This is a genomic window from endosymbiont of Lamellibrachia barhami (assembly GCF_011947365.2).
Lineage (GTDB): Bacteria > Pseudomonadota > Gammaproteobacteria > Chromatiales > Chromatiaceae > QGON01.
The window spans coordinates 1,946,758-1,973,478 of the sequence record NZ_JAAVSH020000001.1; the positions used below are offsets into that span (position 1 = coordinate 1,946,758).

A 26,721-nucleotide genomic window follows, 5' to 3' on the forward strand; every position below is an offset into this window, starting at 1 on the left:
AATGTTGTACTTCGTTCCAGTTGTATTGCTCTTTGCCATGCCAAACCACTGGCTTCATGAGGGACGAAGTTGGTGGATATGGCCAGTACTCAGACAGGTATTTCTGTCTCAGTTATCTGAGATAATTGTTTACAGGAGCCGTATACGTGGGTCGTACATGCAGTTCTGTGAAGAGGGATGAGGCAATTTGACGCCTTCCACCTATAAATGTGTCAACCACGAACTTTGCCAATTTCCACAGGCAGGGCGGTACAAAGTTACTATCGATCTTCCGTACTTGATTAAAGCTTTTTGAGTTGCCAGGCAGGTAGCAGGTTATGAGTCTCAAGCAACCCAAAATGATCCTTATCGATGTTGATGGAACCCTGGTGGACAGCGTGCCCGACCTGGCCTGGTGTATCGATGAGATGATGAAACAGTTGGGACGTCCCGCTCCTGGCGAAGAGAAGGTTCGTGACTGGGTCGGCAATGGGGTGGAGCGTCTGGTGCGGCGCGGATTGATCGGCCAGCTCAACGGTGAGCCTGACGAAACGGATTTTGAGAAGGCCTATCCGATCTTTCTTGAGCTCTATGCCGATAATACCTCCAAGCGCTCGCTGCTCTATCCCGGTGTGCGAGAGGGTCTGGATTATTTGAAGTCCGCCGGTTACCAGCTTGGCTGTGTCACCAACAAGGCAGCGCAGTTCACAGTGCCGCTGCTCAAGGATCTTGGAATACACGACGAGTTCGATATCGTGATCTCCGGCGATACCCTGGCGAAAAAGAAGCCGGATCCGATGCCGTTGCTGCATGGGGCGGAACACTTCGGTGTCGATGCCTCGGATGCGATGATGCTGGGGGACTCAGTGAGTGATGTGAAGGCGGCCCGCGCCGCCGGTTTTCAGATCGTCTGCATGAGTTATGGTTATAACCACGGGGTCGATATCTGCGAGGCCAATCCCGATGCTGTCATCGACTCCATGGCTGAGATTCAGGGCCTGCTTGAATCTGCCGCTTGAGCTGTATGGCTGTTTTGGATTATCGTAGTCGCTCACTTTGAATTTGATTCAGTTGCCGAATCCATAAAGAACCTGATATGTACCTGCTTTCACACAACACGATCCTAAAGACCGGCACGCGATGGCGTTGGTGATTCCGACCAATCGTCCAACCGTTGTTTTGTCTGTTGTGTGGAGAGGATCATGACCCCTCAAGAATTCGCTGCCCTGGCGGCCCAGGGTTTTAACCGTATACCTGTCGTTTGCGAGGTGCTTGCCGATCTCGACACGCCTTTGAGTGTCTATCTCAAACTGGCGGACGCGCCTTACACCTATCTCTTCGAGTCAGTCCAGGGTGGTGAAAAATGGGGTCGTTACTCCATTATCGGCCTGCCGAGCCAGACCTTGGTGCGTGTTATGGGGCATCACGTCGAGGTGGAGTGTGAAGGCGAGGTGATCGAGTCTGTCGAAGTCAGTGATCCTCTGGCGTGGATCGAGCAGTTTCAGGGGCGTTACAAGGCGGCTGAACTGGAAGGGCTGCCCCGCTTCAACGGCGGCTTGGTGGGCTATTTTGGCTACGACATCATTCGTTATATCGAGCCGCGCCTGGGAGAGTGCCCCAATCCCGATCTGTTGGAGACCCCGGATATATTGCTGATGGTCTCAGATGAGGTGGTGGTATTCGATAACCTCAGCGGCCGCATGTACCTGATCGTGCACGTCGATCCATCTGCTGGTGGAACGTTGGAGAGCGCACAACGACGTATCCGTGAACTGATTTTGGCGATGCAGCAGGAGGCGCCCCGTGGCGGCGGTGAAGCCGGGCGGGAGATCAAAGAATCTGACTTCGTCTCGGGTTTTACTGAATCCGGTTACAAATCGGCGGTGAATCGCGTCAAGGAGTACATCCTGGAAGGCGACTGCATGCAGGTGGTGATCTCACAGCGGCTGTCGATCCCGTTTCAGGCGCCGCCGCTCGATCTCTACCGGGCGCTGCGTGGCCTGAATCCATCCCCCTATATGTATTTCCTCAACCTTGGTGATTTCCATATCGTCGGCTCCTCGCCGGAGATCCTCACCCGGCTGGAGGACGGAGTGGTCACCGTGCGCCCGATCGCCGGCACCCGCCGCCGCGGTTATACCGAGGAGGAGGACAGGGCGCTGGAGGCGGAGCTCCTGGCGGACCCCAAAGAGCTGGCTGAGCATCTGATGCTGATCGACCTGGGACGCAACGATACCGGGCGGGTCGCCAAGGTCGGCAGTGTGGAACTGACCGACAAGATGATCGTGGAGCGCTACTCCCATGTGATGCATATCGTCTCCAATGTCACTGGCGATCTGAAGGACGGCATGACCGCTATAGACGTTTTGCGGGCAACCTTTCCAGCGGGCACCGTGAGCGGTGCGCCGAAGATCCGGGCGATGGAGATCATCGACGAACTGGAGCCGGTGAAGCGTGGGGTCTACTCGGGTGCGGTGGGTTATCTGAGTTGGAACGGCAACATGGATACCGCCATCGCCATCCGTACGGCGGTGATCAAGGACAAGATACTGCATATCCAGGCGGGCGCAGGCATTGTGGCGGACTCCATTCCTGAACTGGAGTGGAAAGAGACCATGAACAAGGGACGAGCGGTGTTTCGTGCGGTTGCACTGGCGGAAGCGGGGCTGGATCGCCATGCCTGCGCGGAAGAGGGGGTCTGATCATGTTGCTGATGATCGATAACTACGACTCCTTCACCTATAACCTGGTGCAGTATCTGGGAGAGCTGGGTGCCGATGTGCGGGTCCATCGCAACGACGAGATCAGCATTGATGAGATCGAGGCGCTGCAGCCTGATCATATCGTCATCTCCCCTGGCCCTTGCACCCCTGCCGAAGCGGGTATCTCGGTGGAGGTGATCAAGACCTTCGCCGGTCGCATTCCGCTGCTTGGCGTCTGTCTCGGACATCAGTCGATCGGCCAGGCCTTTGGCGGCAGGATTGTTCACGCCCGCGAGGTGATGCACGGCAAGACCTCCCCCATCCATCATGCGGACAGCGGTGTCTTTAGCGGGTTGGAGAATCCCTTTGAGGCGACCCGCTACCATTCGCTGGTGATCGAACGGTCCACACTTCCTGACTGTCTCGAGATTACTGCCTGGACTGAAAAAGCCGGAGAGCTGGATGAGATCATGGGCGTGCGCCACAAGACACTGGACGTACAGGGCGTACAGTTTCACCCCGAGTCGATACTGACTCAGCATGGTCACGACATGCTGCGAAATTTTATCGAGGGTGGATAGCCTGGGGGGCTGGATCGCAGGTGAAAAAAAACCGCATCAGACCGCCGCTCCATCTGCTGGTCGTCAACGCAATCGGCAGCCTGCTTTTTGGCTTGGGGCTGGCTGAATATATCGATGCTGCCAGCCTGGTGCCTGCCGGTTGGCGGTTCGAGCACTATGCGCTCGTCATGCTGTCGGTGGGGGCGGTAATGATGGTGCCTTTGACCCTGTTTTTGGTCAGGGCGGCGTTGGCCCATGTGGCTGATCTGGAGAACAGGCGCTAAATGGTCGATAGATTTCACGACACAGGTGGGGCGGTTTGACTCCGGCCTTTCAGGTGCCTCGGACAAAAAGTTAAAGGGGGAGTACCAATGGAGATGCAGAAGGCCATCAACAAAGTCCTGGCTCGTCAGGATCTCGACTCCGACGAGATGACGGGCGTCATGCGCACCATCATGACCGGTGGCGCCACGCCGGCGCAGATCGGCGGTTTTCTTATCGGCCTGCGTATGAAAGGTGAGACGGTGACGGAGATTGCCGCCGCCGCTGCGGTCATGCGTGAGCTCGCCAGCGGCGTCTCGGTAGGCGATCTGCCGAATACTGTGGATATCGTCGGTACAGGCGGTGATGCCTCCGGGACCTTCAACGTATCCACCGCCAGTATGTTCGTGGCGGCGGCGGCTGGCTGCCATGTCGCCAAACATGGCAACCGGTCGGTCTCCAGCAAGTCGGGCAGTGCCGATGCACTCGAGGCTGCCGGTATTCGCCTGGACCTTACGCCTGAACAGGTCGAGCAGTGTGTGCGGGAGGTGGGTGTGGGTTTCATGTTTGCGCCCGGCCACCACAGCGCGATGAAATACGCCATCGGCCCGCGCAAGGAGATGGGGGTGCGGACTGTTTTCAATGTGTTGGGTCCCCTGACCAATCCTGCCGGTGTGCCGAATCAACTGTTAGGGGTCTTCAGTGAATCGCTGTTACAGCCACTGGCGGAAGTCCTGCAGAAGCTGGGCAGTCACCACGTTATGGTGGTTCACTCCCGTGACGGGCTGGACGAGATCAGCATTGGTGACGCCACAGATGTGGCGGAATTGAAAGAGGGTCAGATCCGCCGCTATACCATTCAGCCGGAGGAGTTCGGCATCAGCCGCGCGGCGATCAGTGAAATCACTGTGGAGGACGCGGCGCAGAGTCTCAATGTGATTCGTGGTGTGCTGGAAGACCGGCCGGGTCCGGCCCGGGATATTGTGCAACTCAATGCGGGTGCGGCCATCTATACTGCGGGGCTGGCCGACACACTGATGGACGGCATCAACAGGGCGGACCAGGCGATTGCCAGTGGCGAAGCCCGCAGCCGTCTGGACAGGCTGGTGATCCTGACCCAGAGCTTTGACTGAGATTGACTCCGACCCCACTGGTGACTGAACCGAATACAGAAGCACAATGAGCGATACCCCCGATATTCTGAAGAAGATAGTCCTCCGTAAGCAGGAAGAGATTGCGGAGCGTTCTGCCCGGATCTCCCTGCAGGCCTTGAGGTCGGAACTTGATGCGGCTGAACCCTGCCGGGGGTTTGCAGACGCTATTGCCGCGAGGATTGCAACAGGCGGGGCAGGCGTCATTGCCGAGATCAAACGCGCCTCTCCCAGCAAAGGGTTGCTGCGTGAGGACTTTCGTCCGGCGGAGATCGCCCGGAGTTATGCAAAGGGCGGGGCGGCCTGCCTGTCGGTTCTGACCGATATCGATTTTTTTCAGGGCAGTGATGAGTATCTGAAACAGGCCCGCTCTGCCTGTGACCTGCCGGTCATCCGCAAGGACTTTTTCATCGATCCCTATCAGGTCTACGAGGCGCGCACCATGGGGGCCGACTGCATCCTGCTGATCGTGGCCTGTCTGGAAGATGGGCAGATGCGGGGACTCAATGATCTGGCCCATGAGTTGGGAATGGATGTGCTGATCGAAGTACACGATGAGCCGGAACTGGAGCGGGCGCTGAAGGTGGAAAACCGCCTGATCGGCATCAACAACCGCAATCTGCGCACTTTTGAGGTGAGCCTGGATACCAGCCTGCGCATGTTGGAACGAATTCCCGATGATCGCATCCTGGTGACCGAAAGCGGGATTCACACCCGTGACGACGTGGTCCTGATGCGTTCAAACGGCGTGGATGCGTTTCTGGTAGGGGAGGCGTTTATGCGGGCCGATGATCCAGGGGAGAAACTGGCAGAACTGTTTTTTTAGGCGGAAGGCGAAAGGCGAAAGTGCCGCAGGCCGGTTCAAGCGCAACGAAACCGGTAGCCTGAATTGTTCTGCCAAAGCTGTATGCCCGATCCGCTATGCTTGATCAGGCCTACATGTTGGTAGTCACGACAGCGTCCGGCTTTTCCGGTGGCACGGCCTCCTTTGGCCTTTAACCTTTCGCCTTCGACCTGTTTTTTATCTCGTCCCAAACACCACAATCGTCTTTCCCTTGACGCTGATAAGTTCCTGCTGTTCCAGGTTCTTCAGCACCCTTCCTGCCATCTCTCGTGAACAACCGACAATGCGTCCAATCTCCTGGCGGGTGATGCGGATCTGCATGCCGTCCGGATGGGTCATGGCGTCAGGTTCTCTGCAGAGGTCCAGCAGGGTACGGGCGATGCGGCCAGTGACATCGAGAAATGCCAGATGTCCAACCTTGGCGCTGGTCTGTATCAGCCGCTCGGTGAGCTGGGCACCCATGGCGTAGAGAATCTCTTTGGTATACTCCTGCAGATCGCCATCGAACAGCTGTTCCAATCGCTTGTAACTGATCTCGGCAATCTGGCAGGGGGTGCGGGTGCGTACCATGACGCTACGTTTGGGAGCCGGAATAAAGAGACCCATCTCGCCGATGAATTCTCCTTTGTTGAGATAGGTGAGGATGATCTCCTTGCCGTCGTCGTCGTCTTCGATATAGACGGCAACCGACCCTTCGATCAGGTAGTAGAGCACATCGGCAGGGTCGCCAATATGGATGATCTCGGTGTTTTTTGGATAACGCCGGCGATGACAAAAGGAGAGGAATCGCTGAAGGTATTCCGGATCCTGAGGCGGTGGTTGTATGATCGATATGATCTTTCTGCTCGACGTCCTGGTTAATGTTTCAATAGCTTAGTGGCAGCATAGGCACCAACGCAAGTTTAGCAAGTCCTGTTTGTTGTTGAAGGATAGCTGGTGTACCGTTAAATGTTGATGACACGGACACTTACATTTTCAATGATTCATTGGATATCATAGTGAATGAAGTTTCGGTTCGTCGAGGTTAAAAGGTGGCTGAACTGTAAATTTATTGTCGAAATGTAATATTTTTTTCGGAGTTGTGATGAAGGCACGGGTTAAATGGGTGCAGGACGCCACCATGCTGGGTGAATCGGGCAGTGGTCATGCTGTAGTAATGGATGGTCCAGCGGAACATGGTGGGCGCAATCTGGGAGTGCGGCCAATGGAGATGCTGCTGCTGGGCATGGGGGGGTGTACCGAATTCGATGTCCTCAGCATGCTGCGTAAATCTCGCCAGCAGGTGACAGACTGCGTGGTGGAACTCGAAGCGGAACGCTCCGCATCCGAGCCGAAGGTGTTCACCCGCATCCATGCCCATTTTATCGTCACCGGCAAGGGGTTGAGCGAAAAGCATATCTCCCGTGCAATCTCCCTGAGCGCTGAGAAATACTGTTCCGTCTCCATCATGCTTGGGCAGATGGCAGAGATTACCCACGACTATGAGATCCGTGATGCCTGAGGCTGCGAACTTCGATGCGCTCATCTCCGAATTCTACAAGGTTTGGTTTCGCTACCATCCCGTGGCGGCGATCTTTGCCGGTGTGCCTGGCTATGAAGGCCTGTTGGCCGCCGATGGTGACGACGATGTCGGAGCGCTCTCCTCCTGGTTGAGTAATCTTCTACTGGGGCTGGAAGCGTTGCGGTTCGAGGCGCTTGACCCGGATCGGCAGCTCGATCTTCAATTGATCTTCGGGGCTGCGATGATAGAGCACCGCATGCTGCTGGAGCAGGATTGGCGTCACCGCGACCCGGCCCGTTACCTGCCGTTGCGCTCCCTGCAGGAGTTAATGGTGCGCCAGCCGGCCTCCCTCTGTGAATCGCTGCAAGGGATATTGGAACGCACCGGCAACTATCTGCGGGATGCGCGTACGCAGCTCGCGGAACTGCCGGAACTGGTCTCGACCCTCTGGCTGGCAGAGGCGTTGGAGATGTCGGAAGCCGGTCTTCCCTGGCTGCATCGGCTTCATGGCGAACTGCCTCAGGCCCATCAATGCTGTGCCGAGCAGGGGCGGCTGCAGGAGCTTGGTTCGAGTGCGGCAGAGGCGATCGAGGATTTCCGTCAGTTTCTGATCAACGACCTGGCCCCCGAGGCTGCGGGGGGTTCCGATTGTGGCCCCGAGCAGGTGGACCGGTTGCTGGCCCATCGGCACCAGCTGTCCCTGACAGGAGAACAGGCGTTGGCACTGGCGCGACAGCAGCAGGCGCGCTATTTGCGCCATCTCGACGAGTTGGGGATAGACCAGGAGGCGCTGAGAGATCAGTATGTTTCCGAATCTGACCTCTCCGGGGATGCCAGGTGTCAGGCCTACCGCGAAGAGAGTGCCAGGTTCAAGGCCTTTGTCGAAGCGCAGGATCTGCTTGAGCTGCCGTCACAGCCACTGGAGTTTCGGGTTACCGATGGCTGTTTCAGCCGCCCCGACTGCGGCAGTTATCTGCGCAGCGAGAGTGGGGGGATCCTGCTGATCCCGGACGAAACGCGGCAATTGAAGGGTGGTGAAACCCTTTCGGCTATTCGTCTGCGCTGCCTCTACGGTGGCTGGACCGGGCGTCACTACCTGGCTTTGGCCGGTGGTGTGCAGGCCCATAGCCTGGTGCGGCAGATCAACCCGTCCGCCGCTTTCAAGCGTGGTTGGGCGCACTACATCAGCTGGTTGCTGGAGGCGCGAGGTTTTTTCACCCGCGAGGATATGCTGCTGCTGGCTCGCCGTCGCCTCGCGCTGGCGGATCTCGAATTTCACATGGGGCGTTTGGACAGCCATCAGGCACTGGGCCGGTTGCAATCCCTGCTCGATCAACCCGCCCCCGGTTTGGCCGAGTCGCGGCTGATCCATCTCTCCAGGCGGCCGACGGATGCCTTCATGGCGTTGATCGGCGTCGCATTGATAGAGCAGACAAGGGAAGTTGTGCTGCGTCAGGAGCCTGAGCTGTCGCTCAAGGCGTTTCACAGCCGGTTGTTGGCGCATGGTGCCGTCAGTCTGCCGCTGGTGGTAAAGCGCGTCTTTGGGGAAACGGTTTGGGAAGAGGTGTCTGGGACGGTTCTGGGGCAGGTGACAGGTTAAAGGCTAAAGGTTAAAGGCTAAAGGAGGCAGTGCCAGCTGATAGGCCAGGCTTCGTCGTAACTGTTGTGGGAGATTTGCCGGTTGGTTCAAGCGTGGTGGAACCAGTCGTTGCATATATTCTACCAAATCTGAATGCCCGATCCGCTGTGTTTGATTGGGCCATCACACTTGTCGGCAATGGACTGTTTCCGGGTGAAGCTCAGGCTGGCCAATCCTTTAACCTTTAGCCTTCCCTTAAAAATACCAAACCGATTTCGTCATCACTTTTGAGGTGAATTTCATCGCCTGTTTGACGGGTTCCGGTAGTTCGGCGCCACCCGCTTCGAGGGCGACGGTGGCGTGGTGGATCTCATCCTCTTTCATCTGTTCCAGGATGGCGCGGCTCTTTTCGTCCTGGGGCGGCAGGCGGTTCAGATGGTTGTTCAGGTGGGCTTCGACCTGATGTTCGGTCTCTGCAACGAAGCCTAGACTCCATTTGTCCCCCGCCAATCCTGCAGCAGCGCCCATGAGGAATGATCCGGCATACCAGAAGGGGTTGAGCAGACTTTTGCGATTGTCCAACTCCTGTAGCCGTTTTTCGCACCAGGCGAGGTGGTCGTTCTCCTCCTGGGCTGCGCGTTCCATGCTCTCCCGCACATCCGGCAGTTTCGCGGTCAGCGCCTGCCCCTGATAGAGCGCTTGGGCGCAGACCTCGCCGGTGTGGTTGATACGCATCAGACGGGCGGTTTCGTCCCGTTCCTGGTCACTCATCTCAGACTCTGGGATGGTCTGTGCGGGGTTGCTGCGCTCGGTGACCTGGGGGCGTCCAAATAGGGTGCGCAGGACCTGGTCGATGCCGATCAGCAGATTGTCGGCTGGGCTGTAGTTTCTCTGTCTCATAGGGAAAAGATAAGCCTGTCTGACTTACTGTTCAAGTCCAGTTGCCGTGTCAGCAGTTCTACGGGGTGTAGTACCTCGATATCGAGCCCGGCACGCTTGATCTGGGTGCGAAACTGCAGGGTGCAGCCAGTGCTGCTGGTGACCAGTATGTCGGCCTTTGTCTCTTTCAGCAGTGCGATCTTATCCTCACCAAGTGACTGGGCGAGTGCTGGCTGGGTCAGTGGATAACTGCCGGCGCCGCCACAGCAGATGGCGTTTTCCGGCAGCAGGAAGGGGATGAGGCCGGGTATCCGCTGCAGCAATGTCATGGAAGAGTCCTCTGATGCCGAGCATGGGCGGTGTACCGCCACCCTTGCCTTCAATGGGGTGAAATGGAGTGTCTCCGGCCAGGGTGTGTCGAGCAGAAACGCTGAAATCGTCTGCAGACGTGGCGTGGACCGGGTCTGTTCCAGCAACTCCTTGTGACAGGCATCGGCGAGGGTGATGAGGGCCGTGGGTTTGGATGAGACGAACACTCTGCTGTTTTGCTTGCCTAGCCGGTCAGCCTCTTGCGGGAAACCGTTGTGCCGATGCAGGGCGCCGCAGCAGACTTGTTGTTTGGGTACGTTCACCGCAAAACCCAGGTGTATGAGCAGGCGGATGGCTGCATCTATCACCGGGCGATCCGCCTGGCTGGAAATGCAACCGATAAAAAGTTGCACACTGCCGCCACCTGCCGTGGTGGCTGGGGTGAGGCCAGAAGGAGGGGGTTGGTAAACCGGCATTACCGATGCCAGATCTGCCAGCTGTCTGAGAGGCTTTGATGGCGCCTTTTTCATCAGACGCAACACGCCGGTACGGGACAGCAGCGGCAGCAGACGGGTGATTTGGCCGAAAAGTTTGCGTTCACTGAGCAGGTTCAGGAGTGCCCGGCGCAGCGGCCTTTTGACGCCCGCTGACTGCTGCAGCATGGCGTGGGCTGCGTCTATCAGTTCGCCATAGGCGACTCCCGAGGGACAGGCGGTTTCGCAGGCGCGGCAGTTGAGGCAGCGTGCCAGATGTAGCCGCAGAGTGGGTGTCGGTGACAGTTCACCACTGGCCAGTGCCTGAATCAGCGCGATTCGGCCCCGAGGTGAATCCGCTTCATTCGCCAACTTGCGGTAGGTCGGGCAGTGAGGCAGACAGAGCCCACACTTGACGCAGCGGTCAGCTTCTTTCAGGAGTTGTTCTGGGGTCACGGATTGCTGAGGTATGGTAATCAGGGTTAAGGCAGGCACTATAATAGCGGTTAATCGGATTGTAATCACAACGGCAGGCAGACATGTCCCACTATCGCCACCATCTTTTTTTCTGTACCAACCAGCGGGACGATGGCCGTAGCTGTTGCGCCAGGTTTAGCGCGGCAAAGATGCGGGGCTATCTGAAGGCGAAGGTCAAGGCGCTGGGTCTGGCCGGTCCCGGTGGTGTTCGCATCAACTCCGCGGGTTGCCTGGACCGCTGCGATAAAGGGCCGGTGATCGTGGTCTACCCGGAAGCGGTCTGGTACACCTATATCGATGGCGAGGATCTCGATGAGATCCTGCAACGCCATCTGATCGACGGTGAGGTGGTGGAGCGGTTGAGGATCCGCTGACTGGTGCGTAGGCTCGATCAAGCGTGGCGGATCGGGCATTCGGGCTTCGATGAATGATTGAGGTTGCCGGTTCCGCTACGCTTGAACCGACCTACCGTGCCTTGATCTTGGTCGCCCCACACCGTTTGCAACGATAGCGGGTGACCAATCGTCCCCGCTTCACGTCGAATGACTGTTCGTTTTGCACTTCCCATTTGTGGAAACCCTCCCGGCACAATCCCCTGCCTTTATGTTTCTCGCTGAGTTTGGGGCGATTAAAAGGTAGAATGTCCGCCATCTTGTGAACTCCGACTGTATCGACTTCGATTATGCCCGATAACCGCCCTGTCTTTCATATTCTCGCTGTGGGTTGGGATCATCCCGCCTGGCAAGGCAGTTTCTATCCTGATGACCTGCCGGCGGATTGGCGGCTTACCTACTATGCCAATGAGGTGCCGGAGGGTGCCGATGTGCTGCTGTTCATCGAGGGCGAGCGGATGGATATGGCGGTGCTGAAAAATCTGCATCAGCTGGCACAACTGCTGGGTCTTGCTTGACCCCACCACAGCCCACCGACACAATGGCGACTCTCGTTCACGAAGGGATTGAATCTCAAAATGTCAGGCCACTCCGGCAGCGCTGAAATGCCGATCGTCAAAATACGCGGGCTCCATTTCGCCCATGGCAGCCGGGTGATCTTCGATGGCATCGATATCGATATCCCCCGTGGCCGGGTAACGGCGATCATGGGGCCGAGCGGCACGGGCAAAACCACGCTGCTGAAACTGATCGGGGGCCAGTTGCGGCCCGATGCCGGCTCCATCGAGGTGGATGGCATCGACGTGCACCATCTCTCCCGGCGGGATCTTTTCCGGCTGCGAATGCGCATGGGCATGCTGTTTCAGAGTGGCGCTCTGCTCACCGATATCGATGTCTTTGAGAATGTCGCCTATCCCCTGCGGGAGCATACGGATCTGCCGGAGTCGATGATCCGCATCCTGGTGCTGATGAAACTCGAAGCCGTGGGGCTGCGGGGCGCCCATGATCTGATGCCGGCGCAACTCTCCGGCGGCATGGCGCGGCGGGTGGCGCTGGCGCGGGCCATTGCGCTGGACCCGATGATGGTGATGTATGACGAGCCCTTCACCGGCCAGGATCCGATCTCCATGGGGGTGCTGGCAAAGCTGATCCGGCGTCTCAACGACGCAGTGCAGATCACCAGTATCATGGTCTCCCACGATGTGGAGGAGACGTCGGCCATAGCCGATCTGATCTATGTGATCTCCGGTGGCAAGGTGGTGGAACAGGGCACGCCGGATCAACTGTCGATATCCACATCCGATCAGGTGCGCCAGTTCATGCGGGGGTTGCCGGATGGACCTATGAGGTTCCATTATGAGGCTCCGCCTCTGGTGGAGGACCTGCTTGGATCCGGGAGGAAGCACTGATGCTGGACGCGCTGGCCCGACTTGGGCGCCACGGCATGGCGGCGCTGGAGCGCTTCGGACGTGCTCATCTGCTGTTCCTGCAGATTGTTGCCGGTATCACCAGTCTGCTGCCGCGTCCCGGATTGCTGGTCACACAGACCTATTCCGTCGGTGTGCGCACCATTCTTATCGTTACCGTTTCAGGCCTGTTTGTGGGCATGGTGCTGAGTCTGCAGGGTTACTATGTACTCTCCCAGTTTGCAGCCGAAGACAGTCTTGGGGTGATGGTTGCGGCCTCACTGGTGCGGGAGTTGGGACCGGTGGTGACCGCGCTGCTGTTCGCCGGTCGGGCCGGTTCCGCGCTGACCGCCGAGATCGGTCTGATGAAGGCCACTGAGCAACTTTCCGGGCTGGAGATGATGGCGGTAGACCCGGTGCGCCGTATCCTCACGCCGCGCTTCTTCGCCGGTCTGATCTCCATGCCTGTGTTGGCGGCCCTGTTCAGCGCCATCGGCGCTCTGGGCGGCTATTTTGTCGGGGTGGGGCTGCTGGGTGTGGATGACGGTGCCTTCTGGAGTCAGATGCAGGCCAAGATCGACTGGAATGAGGATGTGATCAACGGGGTGATCAAGAGCCTGGTGTTCGGCCTGGTCTGCACCTGGATTGCCCTGTTTCAAGGTTACGATTCGGTACCGACCTCGGAAGGTGTAAGCCGGGCCACCACCCGCACCGTGGTCCATTCGGCACTGGCGGTGCTGGTGCTCGATTTTGTTTTAACGGCGATGATGTTTGGAGAGTGAATGATGAAGATTAGACAGGTCGAGATCGCCGTCGGCGCCTTTATGGCGGCGGGGCTGGTTGCGCTCTTTTTTCTGGCCATGCAGGTGAGCAATCTGGGTGCCTTCACCACGGGTGAGGGTTACGAAGTCACCGCGCGTTTCGACAATATCGGCGGCCTGAAGGTGCGTTCGCCGGTGGCGATGGCGGGGGTTCGTCTCGGTCGGGTGGTGGAAATTCTTTATGACCAGAGCAGTTACGAAGCGTTGGTGACCCTGCGCATTGAATCCCAATACGATCAAATTCCTGACGATACCTTTGCCAAGATCTATACTTCTGGTTTATTGGGTGAGCAATATATCGGACTCGACCCCGGCGGCAGCGAAGAGATGTTGGCGGACGGCAGCGAGATCACCATGACCCAGTCCGCCCTGGTGCTGGAGGAGATTATTGGTCAGTTTCTTTTCAGCAAGGCGGAAGAGAAGGGTTTTGAATAGGACGGGATCTGTGAGCGAGGCGACTATTTTTCGTGAGGGCGCTTTTCACTTTCGGGTGGAGGGGGATTTGACCTTTTCTACTGCGCGGAGTCTGCTTGCCCAGTCGCAGGAGTTGTTCAACCCCTCTCAGGGGATCTCCATTGATCTTTCACATACCAAGCGTACCGATAGCGCAGGTCTGGCGTTATTGCTGGAGTGGATGAAGCGTGCGCAGGATCATGGGGCGAGCCTGGAGGTCTCCGGCATGCCGCAGGCGCTGATTGCTATCGCAGGACTGTGTAATCTGGAAGATCTGCTGCTGACGGTGACCACCAAGACGCCTTGAAAGCGTGTCGGCTGACGTGGACCAGTCTCCGATTTTTCTCACCCTCTTCCTGATATTTTCCGGCGCGGCGGTGCTGGCCACTGCCGCCCTGCTGGTGCGTCAGGCGCTACTGATTTCATATATCGTACTGGGTGCGTTGTTCGGTCCCTGGGGGCTGCATCTCATCGGCGACCCGGAGACAGTGAAAGAGATAGCCCATATCGGCATCATCTTCCTGTTGTTTCTGCTTGGCCTGGACCTGCAGCCGAAAGAGCTGCTGGGCATGGTACGCAAGACCACGCTGGTTACGCTCTTCAGCGCCCTCATTTTTGCATTCATCGGTGCGGTTCTGGCCTTTTTGTTCGGTTTCGACCCGATCGAGTGTCTCGTGATTGGCGGGGCCGTGACCTTCTCCAGCACTATTATCGGCCTGAAGTTACTGCCGACCACGGTGCTGCATCATCAACGTACCGGTGAGATCATGGTCAGCATCCTGTTGCTGCAGGATCTGCTGGCGATAGCCATGCTGTTGATGTTGCAGGGCGGCAGCAGTGAGATGAACCGGATGCTGCACATGGTTCTGCTGTTGCTGGCACTGCCGTTGATGGTTGGCGGCGGTTGGCTGGTTGCCCGGTATCTGCTCATACCCTTGATTCGGCGTTTCAGCAAGATCAAGGAGTATATCTTCCTGATGGCGATAGGCTGGTGTCTGGCCATGGCTCAATTGGCAGGTGTGCTGGGGTTGTCGCATGAGATCGGCGCCTTTATTGCCGGCATCTCGCTGGCGACCAGTCCAATAGCGATCTATATTGCTGAAAGCCTGAAACCGCTCCGGGATTTTTTTCTGATTCTCTTCTTTTTCTCTCTTGGGGCCGGTTTCAATCTGGAGATGTTGCCTGCAGTGGTGTTGCCTGCACTACTGTTGGCGGGGCTGCTGCTGTTGATCAAGCCCTGGGTCTTTCGTCGTCTGCTCTATCATGCTGGCGAGGATAAAGAGCGTAGTCGAGAAGTGGGCTTCCGCTTGGGACAGCTCAGTGAATTCTCCCTGCTTGTCGCGGTTCTGGCCTATGATCTGGGGGAGATCGGGGCAGAGGCTTCATATCTGATTCAGCTCAGCACTCTGTTTACTTTTCTGGTGTCGACCTATTACATCGTGCTGCGATTTTACACACCTATGGCCATTTCAGACCGCTTGCGGCGGGACTGATAAATTTGAAAGGGAAGGGAAATTGAATGTGGGAGCTCGCTGAACGGGTCGAAATCATTTTAGGTCTGATCGCATTGGCGCTGAGCCTGATATTTTGGTCAATAAATAAATCTGTCGACTGGCGGAATAAGAAGAACCGGGGCTATGTAGAACTGGAAACGACACAAGCTCAGACAGGGCTTGCGGTGCCGGACTGTTTCAATGACAGTTACAGTTCAAGAATGGCCACGTCCAAGAGTGACATGAAAGTGGTTCTGGCGTTAAGGCGTGCCTCTTTCAGCGGTAAGGTGATTGTCCCCGACAGGACCTATTGGGCCTGCCAGCGTCTGAATGCCTATGCAATGAAGGTCGTTTTCGATTTCACCGGGACGCCCATAGGATATTGGGGGGTGGTGCCGGTGACGGAGGAGACCTACCACAGTTTTCTCGACAACAAGATCTCCCATGAAGAAATCCTGACCCGGGATGCGTTGGGCTGGAGGTCGATTGACCGGGGCAACGTCTATCTCTACATCATTGGTATCGCGGTGCCGCCGAAAGGTGGAAAGCGGAGTGATGAAGATCATCGGAATTCCGGCAAGGTAATGGGCGATCTGGTGGCGTTCGTCCTTTTTCTCCTGGCCCGATTGAAGGTGAAGGGGGTGTTTGTCTACCCCAGCACGCAGAATGGGCTGCGCACCCTAAAACACTTGAAACGTTCGAAGCGTCTTAACCACTTCAAGTCACTCAGTACTGGGGTAAATATTGGCGGAAATGAAAAGCAGCCCCTCTATTTTGTTGAGGAGCAGAATATCGGGCGGTTCAGAGGTGAACTGGATGGGCTGCTGTCGGCGATCAAGGGGCTGCCCATCTGGGATGAACAGGAGAAAAACCGTTTTCTGCAACTGCTTGAGTCGATCTGACCGTGCCACGGCACTGGTACTGCCCCGGGGCGTTTGGAGTGGAGATGGATCTGGTTTTGGCTGAGGATCGCTCCATTCTCCCGTTTTGCCCCGATTTTCGTTATCATGCACGGTTTTTCCACACAGCCGACAGATCCGGGAACAGAGTCGATGGATAAACTGATCATCAATGGTGGAGGTCCCCTGTACGGTGAAGTCCGTATCGCAGGGGCCAAGAACGCGGCGCTGCCCATTCTGGCGGCGACGCTGCTGGCCGATGGGCCGATGAGCGTCGGCAATGTGCCGCATCTGCACGATATCACCACCACAATGGAGCTGCTGGGTGGTATGGGCATCACCCTGGTGGTGGATGAGAAGATGAGTATCGAGGTCGATACGAGCACCATCAAGGAGTTCTACGCGCCATACGAACTGGTTAAGACCATGCGCGCGTCGATCCTGGTGCTGGGTCCTATGCTCAGTCGCTTTGGTCAGGCCGATGTCTCTCTGCCGGGAGGCTGCGCCATCGGCTCCCGTCCGGTAAATCTGCATATCGACGGTCTGCGGGCCATGGGTGCCGACATCGATGTCGAAGGGGGCTACATTCGCGCCCGGGCTAAACGCCTGCATGGTGCGCGTATCGTAATGGACATGGTTTCCGTGACCGGCACAGAGAACCTGATGATGGCGGCGACCCTGGCCGAAGGCACCTCGTTGATCGAGAATGCCGCGCGGGAGCCGGAAGTGGTGGATCTGGCGGACTGTCTGAACAAGATGGGCGCCAAGGTGAGTGGCGCCGGCACTTCCACTATCACCATTGAGGGCGTGGAGAGGCTCAACGGCACCCACTACGATGTGCTGCCGGATCGTATTGAAACCGGTACCTACCTGGTGGCGGCAGCGATGACCGGGGGACGGGTAAAGGTGCGGGATACCTGCCCCGATCTGCTGGATGCAGTGACTCAGAAGTTGCGGGAGGCGGGTGCTGATATCGAGGTCGGCAAGGACTGGATGACACTCGATATGCAGGGCCGCCGCCCCAAGGCGGTAGACGTGCATACCGCGCCCTATCCCGCGTTTCCCACCGATATGCAGGCCCAGTTCACCGCGCTCAATTCGGTAGCCGAAGGGGTGGGAATCGTCACTGAGACCGTTTTCGAGAATCGTTTCATGCATGTGCAGGAGCTGCAGCGCATGGGCGCCAGGATTCGCCTTGAGGGCAATACGGCCATCTGTACCGGGGTGGAGCGCCTGACTGGCGCGCCGGTGATGGCTACCGACCTGCGCGCTTCCGCCAGTCTGGTGCTGGCAGCGCTGGTGGCGGATGGTGAGACGCTGGTGGATCGTATCTACCATATCGATCGCGGTTACCAGAATATAGAAGAGAAACTCTCCGGACTGGGTGGCAAGATCCGCCGTATTCCCAGCTGAAGCGTCAGGCAAAATAGATGAAAAGCATGAAATTTGACGTACCTGTCACTATCGCACTCTCCAAGGGACGCATCTTCAAACAGAGCCTGCCCTTGCTGGCGTATGCCGGTATTGAGCCGTTGGACGATCCGGAGACCAGTCGCAAGCTGATTCTGAACACCAATCACGAACAGGTGAAATTGGTGATTATCCGCGCCACCGACGTGCCGACCTATGTCCAGTACGGGGCGGCGGATCTGGGGGTTGCGGGCAAGGATGTCTTGCTGGAGCATGGTGGTGAGGGGCTCTATGAACCCCTCGATCTGAAGATTGCCCGCTGCCGTATGATGACTGCCGGCTTTAGGGGCGCAGTGGCCGACAGGCCGGGACGCCTGCGAGTCGCCACCAAATATGTGAAGAGCGCCCAGCGCTACTACGCCTCGCTGGGGCAACAGGTGGAGATCATCAAGCTCTATGGCTCCATGGAGCTTGCGCCCATCGTCGGGCTGGCGGACCTGATCGTCGATCTGGTTGAGAGCGGCAACACTCTGAAAGCCAATGGACTGGTGCCGCTGGAACATATCGCCGACATCAGTTCCCGCTTGATCGTCAACAAGGCCGCCTGGAAGATGAAACACGCCACGATGATGGCGCTGAAAGAGGCGCTGGCTGAGGCCGTGGAGCAGAGTCAGGCGTAGATCAGTACGTAAGCCCGATCAAGCGCAGCGGATCGGGCGTTCCTGAATGATATGTCGTACGGCGTTGCCGGTTCCGCTACGCTTGAACCGGCCTACGTCTTTTGCGTTCCTAATAACATGTGGGGATCAAATTCATGACCGACATTCGCCTTCTGAACACCGCCGATGAGGGCTTCCAGTCGCAGCTGGATGCGCTGCTGGCCTGGGAGTCGGTATCCGACAGGGCGGTGAACGCCACCGTCAATAATATTATCGACGAGATTCGTGGGCGGGGTGATGCGGCGCTAATCGATTTCACCAATCGCTTCGACCGCTGGCAGGCTGCGAGCGCGGCAGATCTGGAGATCCCGCTGGAGCGGCTGGAACAGGCTTGGCAGCGGATCCCGCAGGCGCAGCAGCAGGCGCTGCAGGTTGCTGCAGGCCGGGTGCGTGCTTACGCCGAACACCAGAAGATGGAGTCCTGGTCCTATACCGAGGCGGACGGCACACTGTTGGGTCAGCAAGTGACTTCGCTGGAGCGGGTCGGACTCTATGTGCCCGGCGGCAAGGCGGCCTACCCCTCCTCAGTATTGATGAATGCCATACCCGCCAAGGTGGCCAGCGTGCCGGAGCTGATCATGGTGGTGCCGACGCCGGGTGGCGAGCTGAATGAACTGGTGTTGGCGGCGGCTCACGTCTCCGGTGTGGACAGGGTCTTCGCCGTCGGCGGCGCCCAGGCAGTGGCTGCCCTGGCCTACGGCACCGAGTCGGTGCCGCCGGTGGACAAGATTGTCGGCCCAGGCAACATCTATGTCGCTACCGCCAAGCGGGCGGTGTTCGGTCAGGTCGGTATCGACATGGTGGCTGGGCCTTCCGAGATCCTGGTGATCTGCGACGGCAAGACCGATCCTGACTGGATCGCCATGGATCTCTTCTCCCAGGCGGAACACGATGAGGATGCACAGTCGATCCTGGTCTGCCCGAATGCCGATTACATCGCCCAAGTGGCGGCGAGTATCGACAAGCTGTTGCCCACCATGGAGCGCCGGGAGATCATCGCCACCGGGCTGCGGGTGCGTGGCGCACTGATTCAGACTCGTGATATGGATGAGGCGGTGGAGGTGGCGAATTTCATCGCACCTGAACATCTTGAGTTGTCGGTGGAGGATCCGCAATCGATGGCAAAGCGGATCCGCCACGCCGGGGCGATCTTCATGGGGCGCTATACTGCCGAGGCGATGGGTGACTACTGCGCCGGGCCCAACCATGTACTGCCCACCTCCCGCACTGCGCGCTTCTCTTCTCCTTTGGGGGTGTATGACTTTCAGAAGCGCTCCAGCCTGATCTTTGCCTCGGCTGCAGGGGCAGTGACCATGGCGGAGACCGCCTCGGTGCTGGCCCGTGGAGAAGGTCTCACGGCCCATGCACGCTCTGCAGAGTATCGCGGGAAAAAATGATGGTATCGGTAGTCACACGTTCAGTGATTACCTGTCCACAGTGCGGGCATAGGGCCGAAGAGGAGATGCCGACAGATGCCTGTCAGTGGTATTACGAATGCGCCGGTTGCGGCGAACTGCTGCGGCCAAAGCCGGGTGATTGCTGTGTCTTCTGCTCCTACGGCAGTGTGCCCTGTCCGCCGGTTCAGCAAGAGGGCGGTTGCTGTGGGGCTGGATCATAGAAGATGTGGCTCGCAGTTTTGCTGAACATCTCGACAGGGTAAGCGATGAGCGATAACGAAAAACTGAACCAGTGGGTGCGTCCCGAGATCCTCGCCCTCTCCGCCTATCATGTGCCGGATCCCGGTGACATGATCAAGCTCGATGCCATGGAGAATCCCTACACCTGGCCGGATGAGTTGCGCCGGGAGTGGCTCGACCTGCTGGCGGGGGTGGATGTAAACCGATACCCCGACCCTCAGGCCGCCGACCTGAAGGCGCGGTTGCGGCTCTCGATGTCGGTTCCCAAAGGTGCGGATATCATCCTCGGCAACGGTTCCGATGAGCTGATCCAGATGCTGGCGATGAGTGTTGCGGCCCCCGGTCGGACAGTGTTGTCAGTGGATCCCGGTTTTGTCATGTACCGCATGATCGCCACCTTCTGTGGAATGCGTTATGCCGGTGTGCCGCTCAAAGAGGATGACTTCAGCCTCGATCTGGAAACCCTGCTGGCGGCTATCGAAAAAGAGCAGCCGGCGCTGATCTTTCTTGCCTATCCGAACAATCCTACCGGCAATCTGTTTGAAAAAATCGCCATCCAGGATGTTATCGAGGCGGCCCCCGGTTTGGTAGTGGTCGATGAGGCCTACGCACCTTTTACCGATGAGAGTTTCATGGGTCGCTTGGGCGAGTTCGACAATCTGCTGGTAATGCGCACCGTCTCCAAGATGGGGCTGGCAGGTCTGCGGCTGGGATTGCTGGCGGGTCCGGCAGACTGGTTGGGAGAGGTGGAGAAGACTCGTCTGCCCTACAACATCAATGTGCTGACCCAGGTCAGTGCTGAATTTGCCTTGGCCCACCAGCCGGTGTTCGATGAGCAGACCTATGCCATCCGTGAATCGCGGGGGCAACTGTTTGCCGAACTCCAAGGAGTGGCGGGTGTGACCCCCTATCCATCCGACGCCAACTTCATCCTGCTGCGCGTTCCGCAGGGCAGGGCGATCTCCCTGTTTGAGGATCTGAAGGGGAGAGGTGTGTTGGTTAAGAATCTGCATGGTGCCCACCCGCTATTGGAGGACTGTCTGCGGGTCACCGTGGGGGCGCCGGATGAAAACACGGCCTTTCTTTCTGCGATTTCCGCTTTACTTTGATGTATATCATTTGAAGCTTCCATAGGCTGAAGTAGTTTCCCTTGGGCGGCTAAGGGATTACCCGAATCGACATCCCCAGCTGGCCAAAAAGAATAACTCCTGAAGTCCGTAGTTTGGAGGAGCCTCAAATGAAAAAATATGTCCTATCGCTTGCTCTATTGGTAAGTGTTTCTCTCTCAGTACCTGTCGAAGCGACCAACGGTTACTGGACCCACGGTTATGGGCCAAAATCAAAATCGATGGCCGGTGCCTGTGTGGCCATGGCCTTTGGCGCCATGTGCGCGGCGAGCAATCCAGCCTCCCTTGCGGTCGTCGGTAACCGCATTGAAGTGGGTGCCTCACTGTTTGCCCCCAAACGGGGTTATACCGCTGACGCCAACCTCCCGCCGGGAATGGCGCCCATTGAGCCGGGCAAGGTTGGAAGTGAAAATGATCTCTTTCTTATTCCCCATTTTGCAGCCAATTATATGTTGGATGAAGTCAGTTCCATCGGCATTGCCATTGGCGGCAATGGGGGTATGAATACCGAGTACGACAGAGCGGTGTTTGCACGTTTTAACCCGACAGGTGATCCCCAGTTCGATGCATCGAGCCCGACCGGCATCGATCTGAAGCAGATGTTTATCGGCATCAGTTATTCGCGTTTGCTGAATGAGCAGCACTCGATCGGCATCACACCGATCATTTCGATTCAGTCGTTCTCGGCTACCGGGCTGGAGCCCTTTAAGCTGATGTCTGAATCGCCTGACCATGTTACCGGTAATGGCACCGATGTCTCTTACGGCGGCGGCCTGCGAGTGGGCTGGCTGTGGCAATTCGACGAACAGTTGAAGATTGGCGCCTCCTACCAGACCAAGATGTGGATGAGCGATTTCGACAAGTACAAAGGTCTGTTTGCGGAACAGGGCAACTTTGATATCCCCGCCAACTTCGATCTGGGTTTCTCCTATATATTTCTACCGGACTGGACCTTCTCCTTCGATTTTCAGCGCATCCTCTTCTCCGGCGTCAACGCGATCGGCAACACATCAGTCGGTCCGGTTCCGCCGTTGATGGGTTCGGATGAGGGTTACGGATTCGGCTGGGATGACATGAACGTCTACAAATTTGGCCTGCAGTGGTTCTACAGCCAGGATCTGACACTCCGGGCCGGTTTCAGCCAGGCATCCAAGCCTTTCGAGAACCAGCAGGCGCTCTTCAACCTCCTGGCGCCCGCAGTGGTTCGACAGCACTACACCGCCGGTTTTGGCTGGAGACTGGAGAGCGAGAGCGAGATCAATGTCTCTTTCATGTATGCGCCGGAAGAGAGAGTGGGCGGTACGAGTCCGATGACCGGTCCCCAGACCGGCGAGATATGGATGAGTCAATGGGAGATTGAGGTGGGTTGGGCTACCAGTTTCTAGATGAAGAAGGTGACAGGTATCAGGATCGTTTTGATTTTCCCTCCCCCGCGGGGAGGGAGTCATTCTGTCGTCTTGTAGGCCAGTTCAAGCGTAGCGGAACCGGCAACCTCAATCGTTCATCAAAGCCCGAATGCCCGATCCGCTACGCTTGATCGGGCCTACGCACTTTCAGTTAGCAAAGAGAGCTTGCATCCGGTAGCACCGGACACATACTTGTTTCACCTTTCACCTTTCACCTTTCACCTTTCACCTTTCACCTTTCATTTGCCACCTTTTTACCCAGTTCCCAGAGGGACACCCCAGAGCCTTCTATGTATAATCCGACGCGTTCGCGGCGTGATTTGCACCGGGTCGTATCTGCAAATCCCCTTTGTACGGATGCACCTGTCGAGAAAGTAAAATAACTATGTGCGGTATTGCCGGCTTCGTCCTTAATAATCCCATCGAATCCCCCCAGGCCCTGCTGAAGCAGATGGCGGATCAGATTGTCTACCGCGGTCCTGACGATGAGGGGTTTTACGCCACCGACAGCGGAGACGGGCGCTACAGCGTCGGGCTGGCCCACCGCCGCCTCTCCATCATCGACCTTGGTGGTGGACATCAGCCGATGGCTAATCACCGCGGTACCACCCAAGTGGTCTTCAACGGCGAGATCTACAATTACCGGGAGCTACGGGGGGAGCTGGAGTCCAAGGGTTACGTTTTCCACACTACCTCTGATACCGAGTCCCTGCTCGCTGCCTATGACGAGTGGGGCGAGAACTGCGTCGACAAGCTGGAGGGCATGTTCGCCTTCGCTCTCTGGGACGAGGAGCGCCAGCAGCTCTTTATCGCCCGGGATCGCTTCGGCAAGAAGCCCTTCTACTTCTGGCGCAGGGGTGACGAGTTTATTTTCGGCTCCGAGATAAAGAACCTGCTGGTGCATGAGCGGGTTGCCCGGGAGGTTGACCGGAGCGCAGTCTGGGACTATCTGGCCTACCGCTATGTGCCTTGGCCCCGCACCCTTTTTCAGGGGATCGAAAAGCTGCCGCCGGGCGCCTGCGCAGTGTGGAAAAACGGTGAACTTGCGGTACGCCGTTACTACACGCCCCCGGATCGCGATCCCCGCCACTCCACTGTCGCTGTGGCAGACCCGGTGGCCGGTTTCATGCGGGAACTGGATAAGGCAGTGGAGAGCCGCATGGTGGCGGATGTGCCCTTCGGCGCCTTTCTCTCCGGCGGCATCGACTCGTCCGCTATCGTGGGGCTGATGAGCCGGCACAGCAATGAGCCGATCAAAACCTTCTCCGTGGGTTTTCAGGAGTCTACCTACAGTGAATTGGGTTATGCCAAGAACATCGCCGATCAGTTCAATACCGACCACCATGAACTGACGGTCTCCCAGGCCCACCTGATGGATGAGTTGCCCAAGCTGGTGCGCTTTCGTGATGCGCCGGTAGCCGAGCCCTCTGATATCCCCATCTACCTGCTGTCGCTGGAGGCGCGCAAGACGGTGAAGATGGTGCTCACCGGCGAGGGCGCTGACGAGTTTTTGGGGGGTTATCCCAAGCACGGTTTCGACCGTTACGCGGACTACTACCGCTATGTGCCTGACTTGCTGCAGGCGCCGATCAACACGCTGGTCAACGCATTGCCCTACAAGTTTCGCCGGGTTAAGACCGCTGTTGCCAATCTGAGCCTGAAACAGTGGGAGGAGCGCATGCCGCGCTGGTTCGGCGCGCTCAACTGGCGTGACAGAGAGGCTCTGGCTGCCTTCCGTGTCGACGGATACCAGGGCTTCGAGGGGCCGCCCTACGACGTGGCTGCCGACAACAGCAATCTGCGCCGGATCCTCTATTTCGACCAGACCAGCTGGCTGCCGGACAACCTGCTGGAGCGGGGCGACCGCATGACCATGGCCGCCTCCCTGGAGGCGCGTATGCCCTTCATGGATCACAATCTGGCCGCCTACATCTCCTCCCTGCCTGACGACTGCCGCATCCGTAACGGCACCACCAAGTGGTTGTTGCGGGAGGGCATGAAACAGATCCTGCCGGAGTCGATTCTGGAGCGCCCCAAGGTGGGGTTCCGGGTGCCGGTGAACGAGTGGTTTCAGGGTCCGATGAGGGACTACCTCTGTGACCATATCCTGAGTGCCGACTCCCGTACCGCTGCCTACTTCAACCGGCCGGTATTGGAGCGTTACGTCAACGACCACGTCAATGGTGTGCAGAACCACGAAAAACTGCTCTGGGCGCTGCTCAATCTTGAGATATGGCACCGGGAATACGGGATGTCCGCATGAGCTCTCTGGCCTGGAAGATCAACCGCATCAAGGCGATGGATCCGGCGGAGATCCTCTTCCGGGTCGGCCGGGTGGTCCAGGGAAAGTTGGAGCGCCAACGCATCGACGGAGGCTGGCAGCCGCATCCCAGGCAGCCGGTAAGTGGTCGCGGATCCCTGTTTCAGGGTGACTCGCAAACAATCATTGCACAGTGGCAGAGCGCCTACGGTGATCGACTCGGCGGTTACGAGACGCTGCTCAGCGGCGAGGTCGATATCTTCGGCCACCACAAGGTCAGCGTACTGGGGGATTTCAACTGGCATCGGGATCCCGAGTCCGGCATTGTCGCGCCGCTGGTCTACGGCAAGGGGATCGATTACCGGGACAACGACCGGGTAGGCAACTGCAAAACCCTCTGGGAGGTGGCCCGTCATCCCCATCTGGTGCCCCTCGCCGTGGCTTATGCCGCCACCGGTGACGCCCGTTATGCCGATTTGGCGGTGGGCCAGATCGACAGCTGGATCGAGCAGAACCCCTTTGGACTCGGTGTGCATTGGTGCAGTACCCTGGAGGTGGCCCTGCGCCTGGTGGCCTGGGCCTTCGTCCACAGCCTGCTCTCTCTGCGCGATGCAAAGGGGCTCTTCGGACGGGTGAAGGATCCCACCGCGCTGGGGCTGGCCATCTATCAGCATGCCCACTTCATTCGCCACTTTCTCTCCCGCCACTCTTCCGCCAACAACCATCTGATCGGCGAATTGACTGGCCTCTGGGTCGGCTGCAACGTCTTCGACCTGGGCGATGAAGGTGAGACCTGGGCTGCGCAGGCAAAGCAGGAGCTTGAAGCCGAGGCGGTGAAACAGGTCTTCGAGGACGGGGTCAACCGGGAGCAGGCCAACTACTATCACCTCTGGGTGATGGAGTACCTCTTCCTCAACCGGCTGGTCGGGGAGCGTTACGGCAACCCCTTCAGCGACACCTTCTGTTCCCGGGTGGTGGCGATGGAGCGCTTCATCAGTGCGCTGCGTCCGGTGGGTGGGACGGTGCCACAGATCGGCGACTCTGATGACGGCGTGGTGGTGCGCTTTGAACCGAAGGATCCGGCAGACCCCTATCGGGACGTCTGCTGCGCCATTCGTACGGTGACAGGCCAAGGCTGCAGTGGCGATAAGCTCCCGCAAAAGGCCTTCTGGTACGCCCTGATGGCGGGCAGTGAGGATGAAGGCAGCGCCCAGGCAGCGGAAGATCATGCAGCGCCGGGTGGTCTGCTCTTCTCTGATGGTGGTTACGCGGTGTTGAAGGGCAATGGTGCCCACGTCATCTTTGACGCCGGACCCTTGGGCTATCCCTCCATTGCGGCTCATGGTCACGCCGACGCCAACAGTCTGCTGCTGGCCCTCAATGGCCGCTGGTGGCTGGTGGATCCCGGGACCTACTGCTATCACACCCAGCCTGACTGGCGGGACTACTTCCGCAGCACCGCCGCCCACAATACGGTGGAGATCAACGGCCACGACCAATCCCAGATCGGCGGCGCCTTTCTCTGGCTGCAACACTCCCGGCAGCACCTGGAAGGGCTGGAGATGACAGCGACTTTCAGCCGCATGAGTGTGGCGGGCAGTGTTACCGGATACGCCGATCGGAGTGTGCGCCACCAGCGCCGGGTGACCTTGGTGACGGAGCAGCGGCAGTTGCGGGTTGAGGACGAGATCCATGCCGATGCCGTCACTGCGGTGCGGGTCTTTTTCCACTTCCATCCCGATGTGACGCTGCAGACGGGGGATGCCCCCCACCAGTTTCGAGCGCGTATGCAGGGCGTGGAGGAGATGCTTGAGATTCATGGCGATCCCGCCCTGCAGTGGCGAATCCACCGTGGTGAGGAGCAACCCCCTCTGGGTTGGTATTCCGAGAGCCTGGGCAGTCGGCAGCCCATAGATGTTTTGGTGGGTACCCTAAAGGCGGAACCCGGTGAACGCTTCAGCTGCGATTTCACCTGGTAGCCCG

The 26,721-nt window shown here is 58.1% G+C and carries 28 protein-coding genes; 24 read left to right on the forward strand and 4 right to left on the reverse strand.

Annotated features, from left to right (window positions below; all coding sequences use genetic code 11):
• Positions 1-317: 317 nt before the first annotated feature.
• The 6 genes from G9Q73_RS08685 to trpC all read left to right on the forward strand — a co-directional run bounded on the left by G9Q73_RS08685 (position 318) and on the right by trpC (position 5,479).
• The gene (locus tag G9Q73_RS08685) at positions 318-998 is read left to right on the forward strand and encodes a phosphoglycolate phosphatase (protein ID WP_177419432.1); all 681 of its coding nucleotides are present in this window, start codon (positions 318-320) and stop codon (positions 996-998) included.
• Between the two features lie 183 nt (positions 999-1,181).
• Complete coding sequence (gene trpE, locus G9Q73_RS08690) at positions 1,182-2,681, forward strand: anthranilate synthase component I (protein WP_177419433.1); 1,500 nt, start codon at positions 1,182-1,184, stop codon at positions 2,679-2,681.
• A gap of 2 nt (positions 2,682-2,683) precedes the next feature.
• Entirely contained in the window at positions 2,684-3,262 is a 579-nt protein-coding gene (locus tag G9Q73_RS08695; RefSeq protein WP_177419434.1) for an anthranilate synthase component II, read from the forward strand.
• A 20-nt stretch (positions 3,263-3,282) separates the two neighbouring features.
• The gene (locus tag G9Q73_RS08700; RefSeq protein ID WP_177419435.1) at positions 3,283-3,525 is read left to right on the forward strand and encodes a chemotaxis protein; all 243 of its coding nucleotides are present in this window, start codon (positions 3,283-3,285) and stop codon (positions 3,523-3,525) included.
• 87 nt (positions 3,526-3,612) lie between these two features.
• A complete protein-coding gene (trpD, locus tag G9Q73_RS08705) occupies positions 3,613-4,635 on the forward strand; it encodes an anthranilate phosphoribosyltransferase (protein WP_177419436.1) in 1,023 nt (340 codons plus the stop codon).
• Positions 4,636-4,681: 46 nt separating this feature from the next.
• Positions 4,682-5,479, forward strand: coding sequence for an indole-3-glycerol phosphate synthase TrpC (trpC, locus tag G9Q73_RS08710; protein WP_177419437.1), 798 nt, complete (start codon positions 4,682-4,684; stop codon positions 5,477-5,479).
• 195 nt (positions 5,480-5,674) lie between these two features.
• Here trpC and crp read toward each other — a convergent pair whose 3' ends face one another.
• Positions 5,675-6,331: a cAMP-activated global transcriptional regulator CRP gene (gene crp, locus G9Q73_RS08715; RefSeq protein ID WP_177421365.1), complete on the reverse strand. Its 657-nt coding sequence runs from the start codon at positions 6,329-6,331 to the stop codon at positions 5,675-5,677.
• A 250-nt stretch (positions 6,332-6,581) separates the two neighbouring features.
• Between crp and G9Q73_RS08720 the strand changes: the two genes are divergently transcribed.
• Together G9Q73_RS08720 and G9Q73_RS08725 are read left to right on the forward strand one after the other, a co-directional pair.
• A complete protein-coding gene (locus tag G9Q73_RS08720) occupies positions 6,582-6,998 on the forward strand; it encodes an OsmC family protein (protein WP_177419438.1) in 417 nt (138 codons plus the stop codon).
• The gene (locus G9Q73_RS08725; protein ID WP_177419439.1) at positions 6,991-8,598 is read left to right on the forward strand and encodes a DUF885 family protein; all 1,608 of its coding nucleotides are present in this window, start codon (positions 6,991-6,993) and stop codon (positions 8,596-8,598) included. The genes G9Q73_RS08720 and G9Q73_RS08725 overlap by 8 nt, the downstream gene beginning before the upstream one ends.
• A 234-nt stretch (positions 8,599-8,832) precedes the next feature.
• Here G9Q73_RS08725 and coq7 read toward each other — a convergent pair whose 3' ends face one another.
• Both coq7 and G9Q73_RS08735 read right to left on the reverse strand, forming a co-directional pair.
• Entirely contained in the window at positions 8,833-9,477 is a 645-nt protein-coding gene (coq7, locus tag G9Q73_RS08730) for a 2-polyprenyl-3-methyl-6-methoxy-1,4-benzoquinone monooxygenase (protein ID WP_177419440.1), read from the reverse strand.
• Complete coding sequence (locus G9Q73_RS08735; protein ID WP_177419441.1) at positions 9,474-10,694, reverse strand: (Fe-S)-binding protein; 1,221 nt, start codon at positions 10,692-10,694, stop codon at positions 9,474-9,476. Before G9Q73_RS08735 ends, coq7 begins: the two co-directional genes overlap by 4 nt.
• A gap of 83 nt (positions 10,695-10,777) precedes the next feature.
• Here G9Q73_RS08735 and G9Q73_RS08740 point away from each other — a divergent pair, with 83 nt between their 5' ends.
• Positions 10,778-11,089 carry a (2Fe-2S) ferredoxin domain-containing protein gene (locus G9Q73_RS08740; RefSeq protein ID WP_177419442.1) on the forward strand — a complete coding sequence of 104 codons (312 nt, stop codon included), beginning with the start codon at positions 10,778-10,780 and terminating at the stop codon, positions 11,087-11,089.
• Between the two features lie 91 nt (positions 11,090-11,180).
• On the opposite strand, the gene G9Q73_RS08745 is transcribed toward G9Q73_RS08740, so the two are convergent.
• Positions 11,181-11,366, reverse strand: a complete 186-nt coding sequence (locus G9Q73_RS08745; protein ID WP_177419443.1) for a hypothetical protein — start codon at positions 11,364-11,366, stop codon at positions 11,181-11,183.
• 31 nt (positions 11,367-11,397) lie between these two features.
• On the opposite strand from G9Q73_RS08745, the gene G9Q73_RS19570 reads away from it, so the two are divergent.
• The 15 genes from G9Q73_RS19570 (at position 11,398) to G9Q73_RS08820 (ending at position 26,717) form a co-directional block, all read left to right on the forward strand.
• A complete protein-coding gene (locus G9Q73_RS19570) occupies positions 11,398-11,625 on the forward strand; it encodes a hypothetical protein (protein ID WP_246345148.1) in 228 nt (75 codons plus the stop codon).
• A gap of 87 nt (positions 11,626-11,712) precedes the next feature.
• Positions 11,713-12,516, forward strand: a complete 804-nt coding sequence (locus G9Q73_RS08755; protein WP_177421367.1) for an ABC transporter ATP-binding protein — start codon at positions 11,713-11,715, stop codon at positions 12,514-12,516.
• A complete protein-coding gene (gene mlaE / locus G9Q73_RS08760) occupies positions 12,516-13,295 on the forward strand; it encodes a lipid asymmetry maintenance ABC transporter permease subunit MlaE (RefSeq protein WP_177419444.1) in 780 nt (259 codons plus the stop codon). Before G9Q73_RS08755 ends, mlaE begins: the two co-directional genes overlap by 1 nt.
• Complete coding sequence (gene mlaD / locus G9Q73_RS08765; RefSeq protein ID WP_177419445.1) at positions 13,296-13,769, forward strand: outer membrane lipid asymmetry maintenance protein MlaD; 474 nt, start codon at positions 13,296-13,298, stop codon at positions 13,767-13,769.
• A gap of 10 nt (positions 13,770-13,779) precedes the next feature.
• Positions 13,780-14,094, forward strand: coding sequence for an STAS domain-containing protein (locus tag G9Q73_RS08770; RefSeq protein ID WP_177419446.1), 315 nt, complete (start codon positions 13,780-13,782; stop codon positions 14,092-14,094).
• Positions 14,095-14,110: 16 nt separating this feature from the next.
• On the forward strand, positions 14,111-15,280 hold the full coding sequence (locus tag G9Q73_RS08775; RefSeq protein ID WP_177419447.1) for a cation:proton antiporter domain-containing protein: 1,170 nt from the start codon (positions 14,111-14,113) through the stop codon (positions 15,278-15,280).
• A 26-nt stretch (positions 15,281-15,306) separates the two neighbouring features.
• A complete protein-coding gene (locus G9Q73_RS08780) occupies positions 15,307-16,182 on the forward strand; it encodes a hypothetical protein (RefSeq protein WP_177419448.1) in 876 nt (291 codons plus the stop codon).
• A gap of 150 nt (positions 16,183-16,332) precedes the next feature.
• Complete coding sequence (murA, locus tag G9Q73_RS08785; RefSeq protein WP_177419449.1) at positions 16,333-17,592, forward strand: UDP-N-acetylglucosamine 1-carboxyvinyltransferase; 1,260 nt, start codon at positions 16,333-16,335, stop codon at positions 17,590-17,592.
• Positions 17,593-17,618: 26 nt separating this feature from the next.
• Positions 17,619-18,269: an ATP phosphoribosyltransferase gene (gene hisG, locus G9Q73_RS08790; protein WP_177421369.1), complete on the forward strand. Its 651-nt coding sequence runs from the start codon at positions 17,619-17,621 to the stop codon at positions 18,267-18,269.
• Between the two features lie 134 nt (positions 18,270-18,403).
• Positions 18,404-19,705, forward strand: a complete 1,302-nt coding sequence (gene hisD, locus G9Q73_RS08795) for a histidinol dehydrogenase (protein ID WP_177419450.1) — start codon at positions 18,404-18,406, stop codon at positions 19,703-19,705.
• Positions 19,705-19,926 carry a GDCCVxC domain-containing (seleno)protein gene (locus G9Q73_RS19575; protein WP_178941490.1) on the forward strand — a complete coding sequence of 74 codons (222 nt, stop codon included), beginning with the start codon at positions 19,705-19,707 and terminating at the stop codon, positions 19,924-19,926. Before hisD ends, G9Q73_RS19575 begins: the two co-directional genes overlap by 1 nt.
• 45 nt (positions 19,927-19,971) lie before the next feature.
• On the forward strand, positions 19,972-21,054 hold the full coding sequence (gene hisC / locus G9Q73_RS08805) for a histidinol-phosphate transaminase (protein ID WP_177419451.1): 1,083 nt from the start codon (positions 19,972-19,974) through the stop codon (positions 21,052-21,054).
• A 128-nt stretch (positions 21,055-21,182) separates the two neighbouring features.
• Entirely contained in the window at positions 21,183-22,457 is a 1,275-nt protein-coding gene (locus G9Q73_RS08810; RefSeq protein WP_177419452.1) for an OmpP1/FadL family transporter, read from the forward strand.
• A 406-nt stretch (positions 22,458-22,863) separates the two neighbouring features.
• The gene (asnB, locus tag G9Q73_RS08815; protein ID WP_177419453.1) at positions 22,864-24,741 is read left to right on the forward strand and encodes an asparagine synthase (glutamine-hydrolyzing); all 1,878 of its coding nucleotides are present in this window, start codon (positions 22,864-22,866) and stop codon (positions 24,739-24,741) included.
• Positions 24,738-26,717 carry a heparinase II/III family protein gene (locus G9Q73_RS08820; RefSeq protein ID WP_177419454.1) on the forward strand — a complete coding sequence of 660 codons (1,980 nt, stop codon included), beginning with the start codon at positions 24,738-24,740 and terminating at the stop codon, positions 26,715-26,717. The genes asnB and G9Q73_RS08820 overlap by 4 nt, the downstream gene beginning before the upstream one ends.
• Positions 26,718-26,721 lie beyond the last annotated feature (4 nt).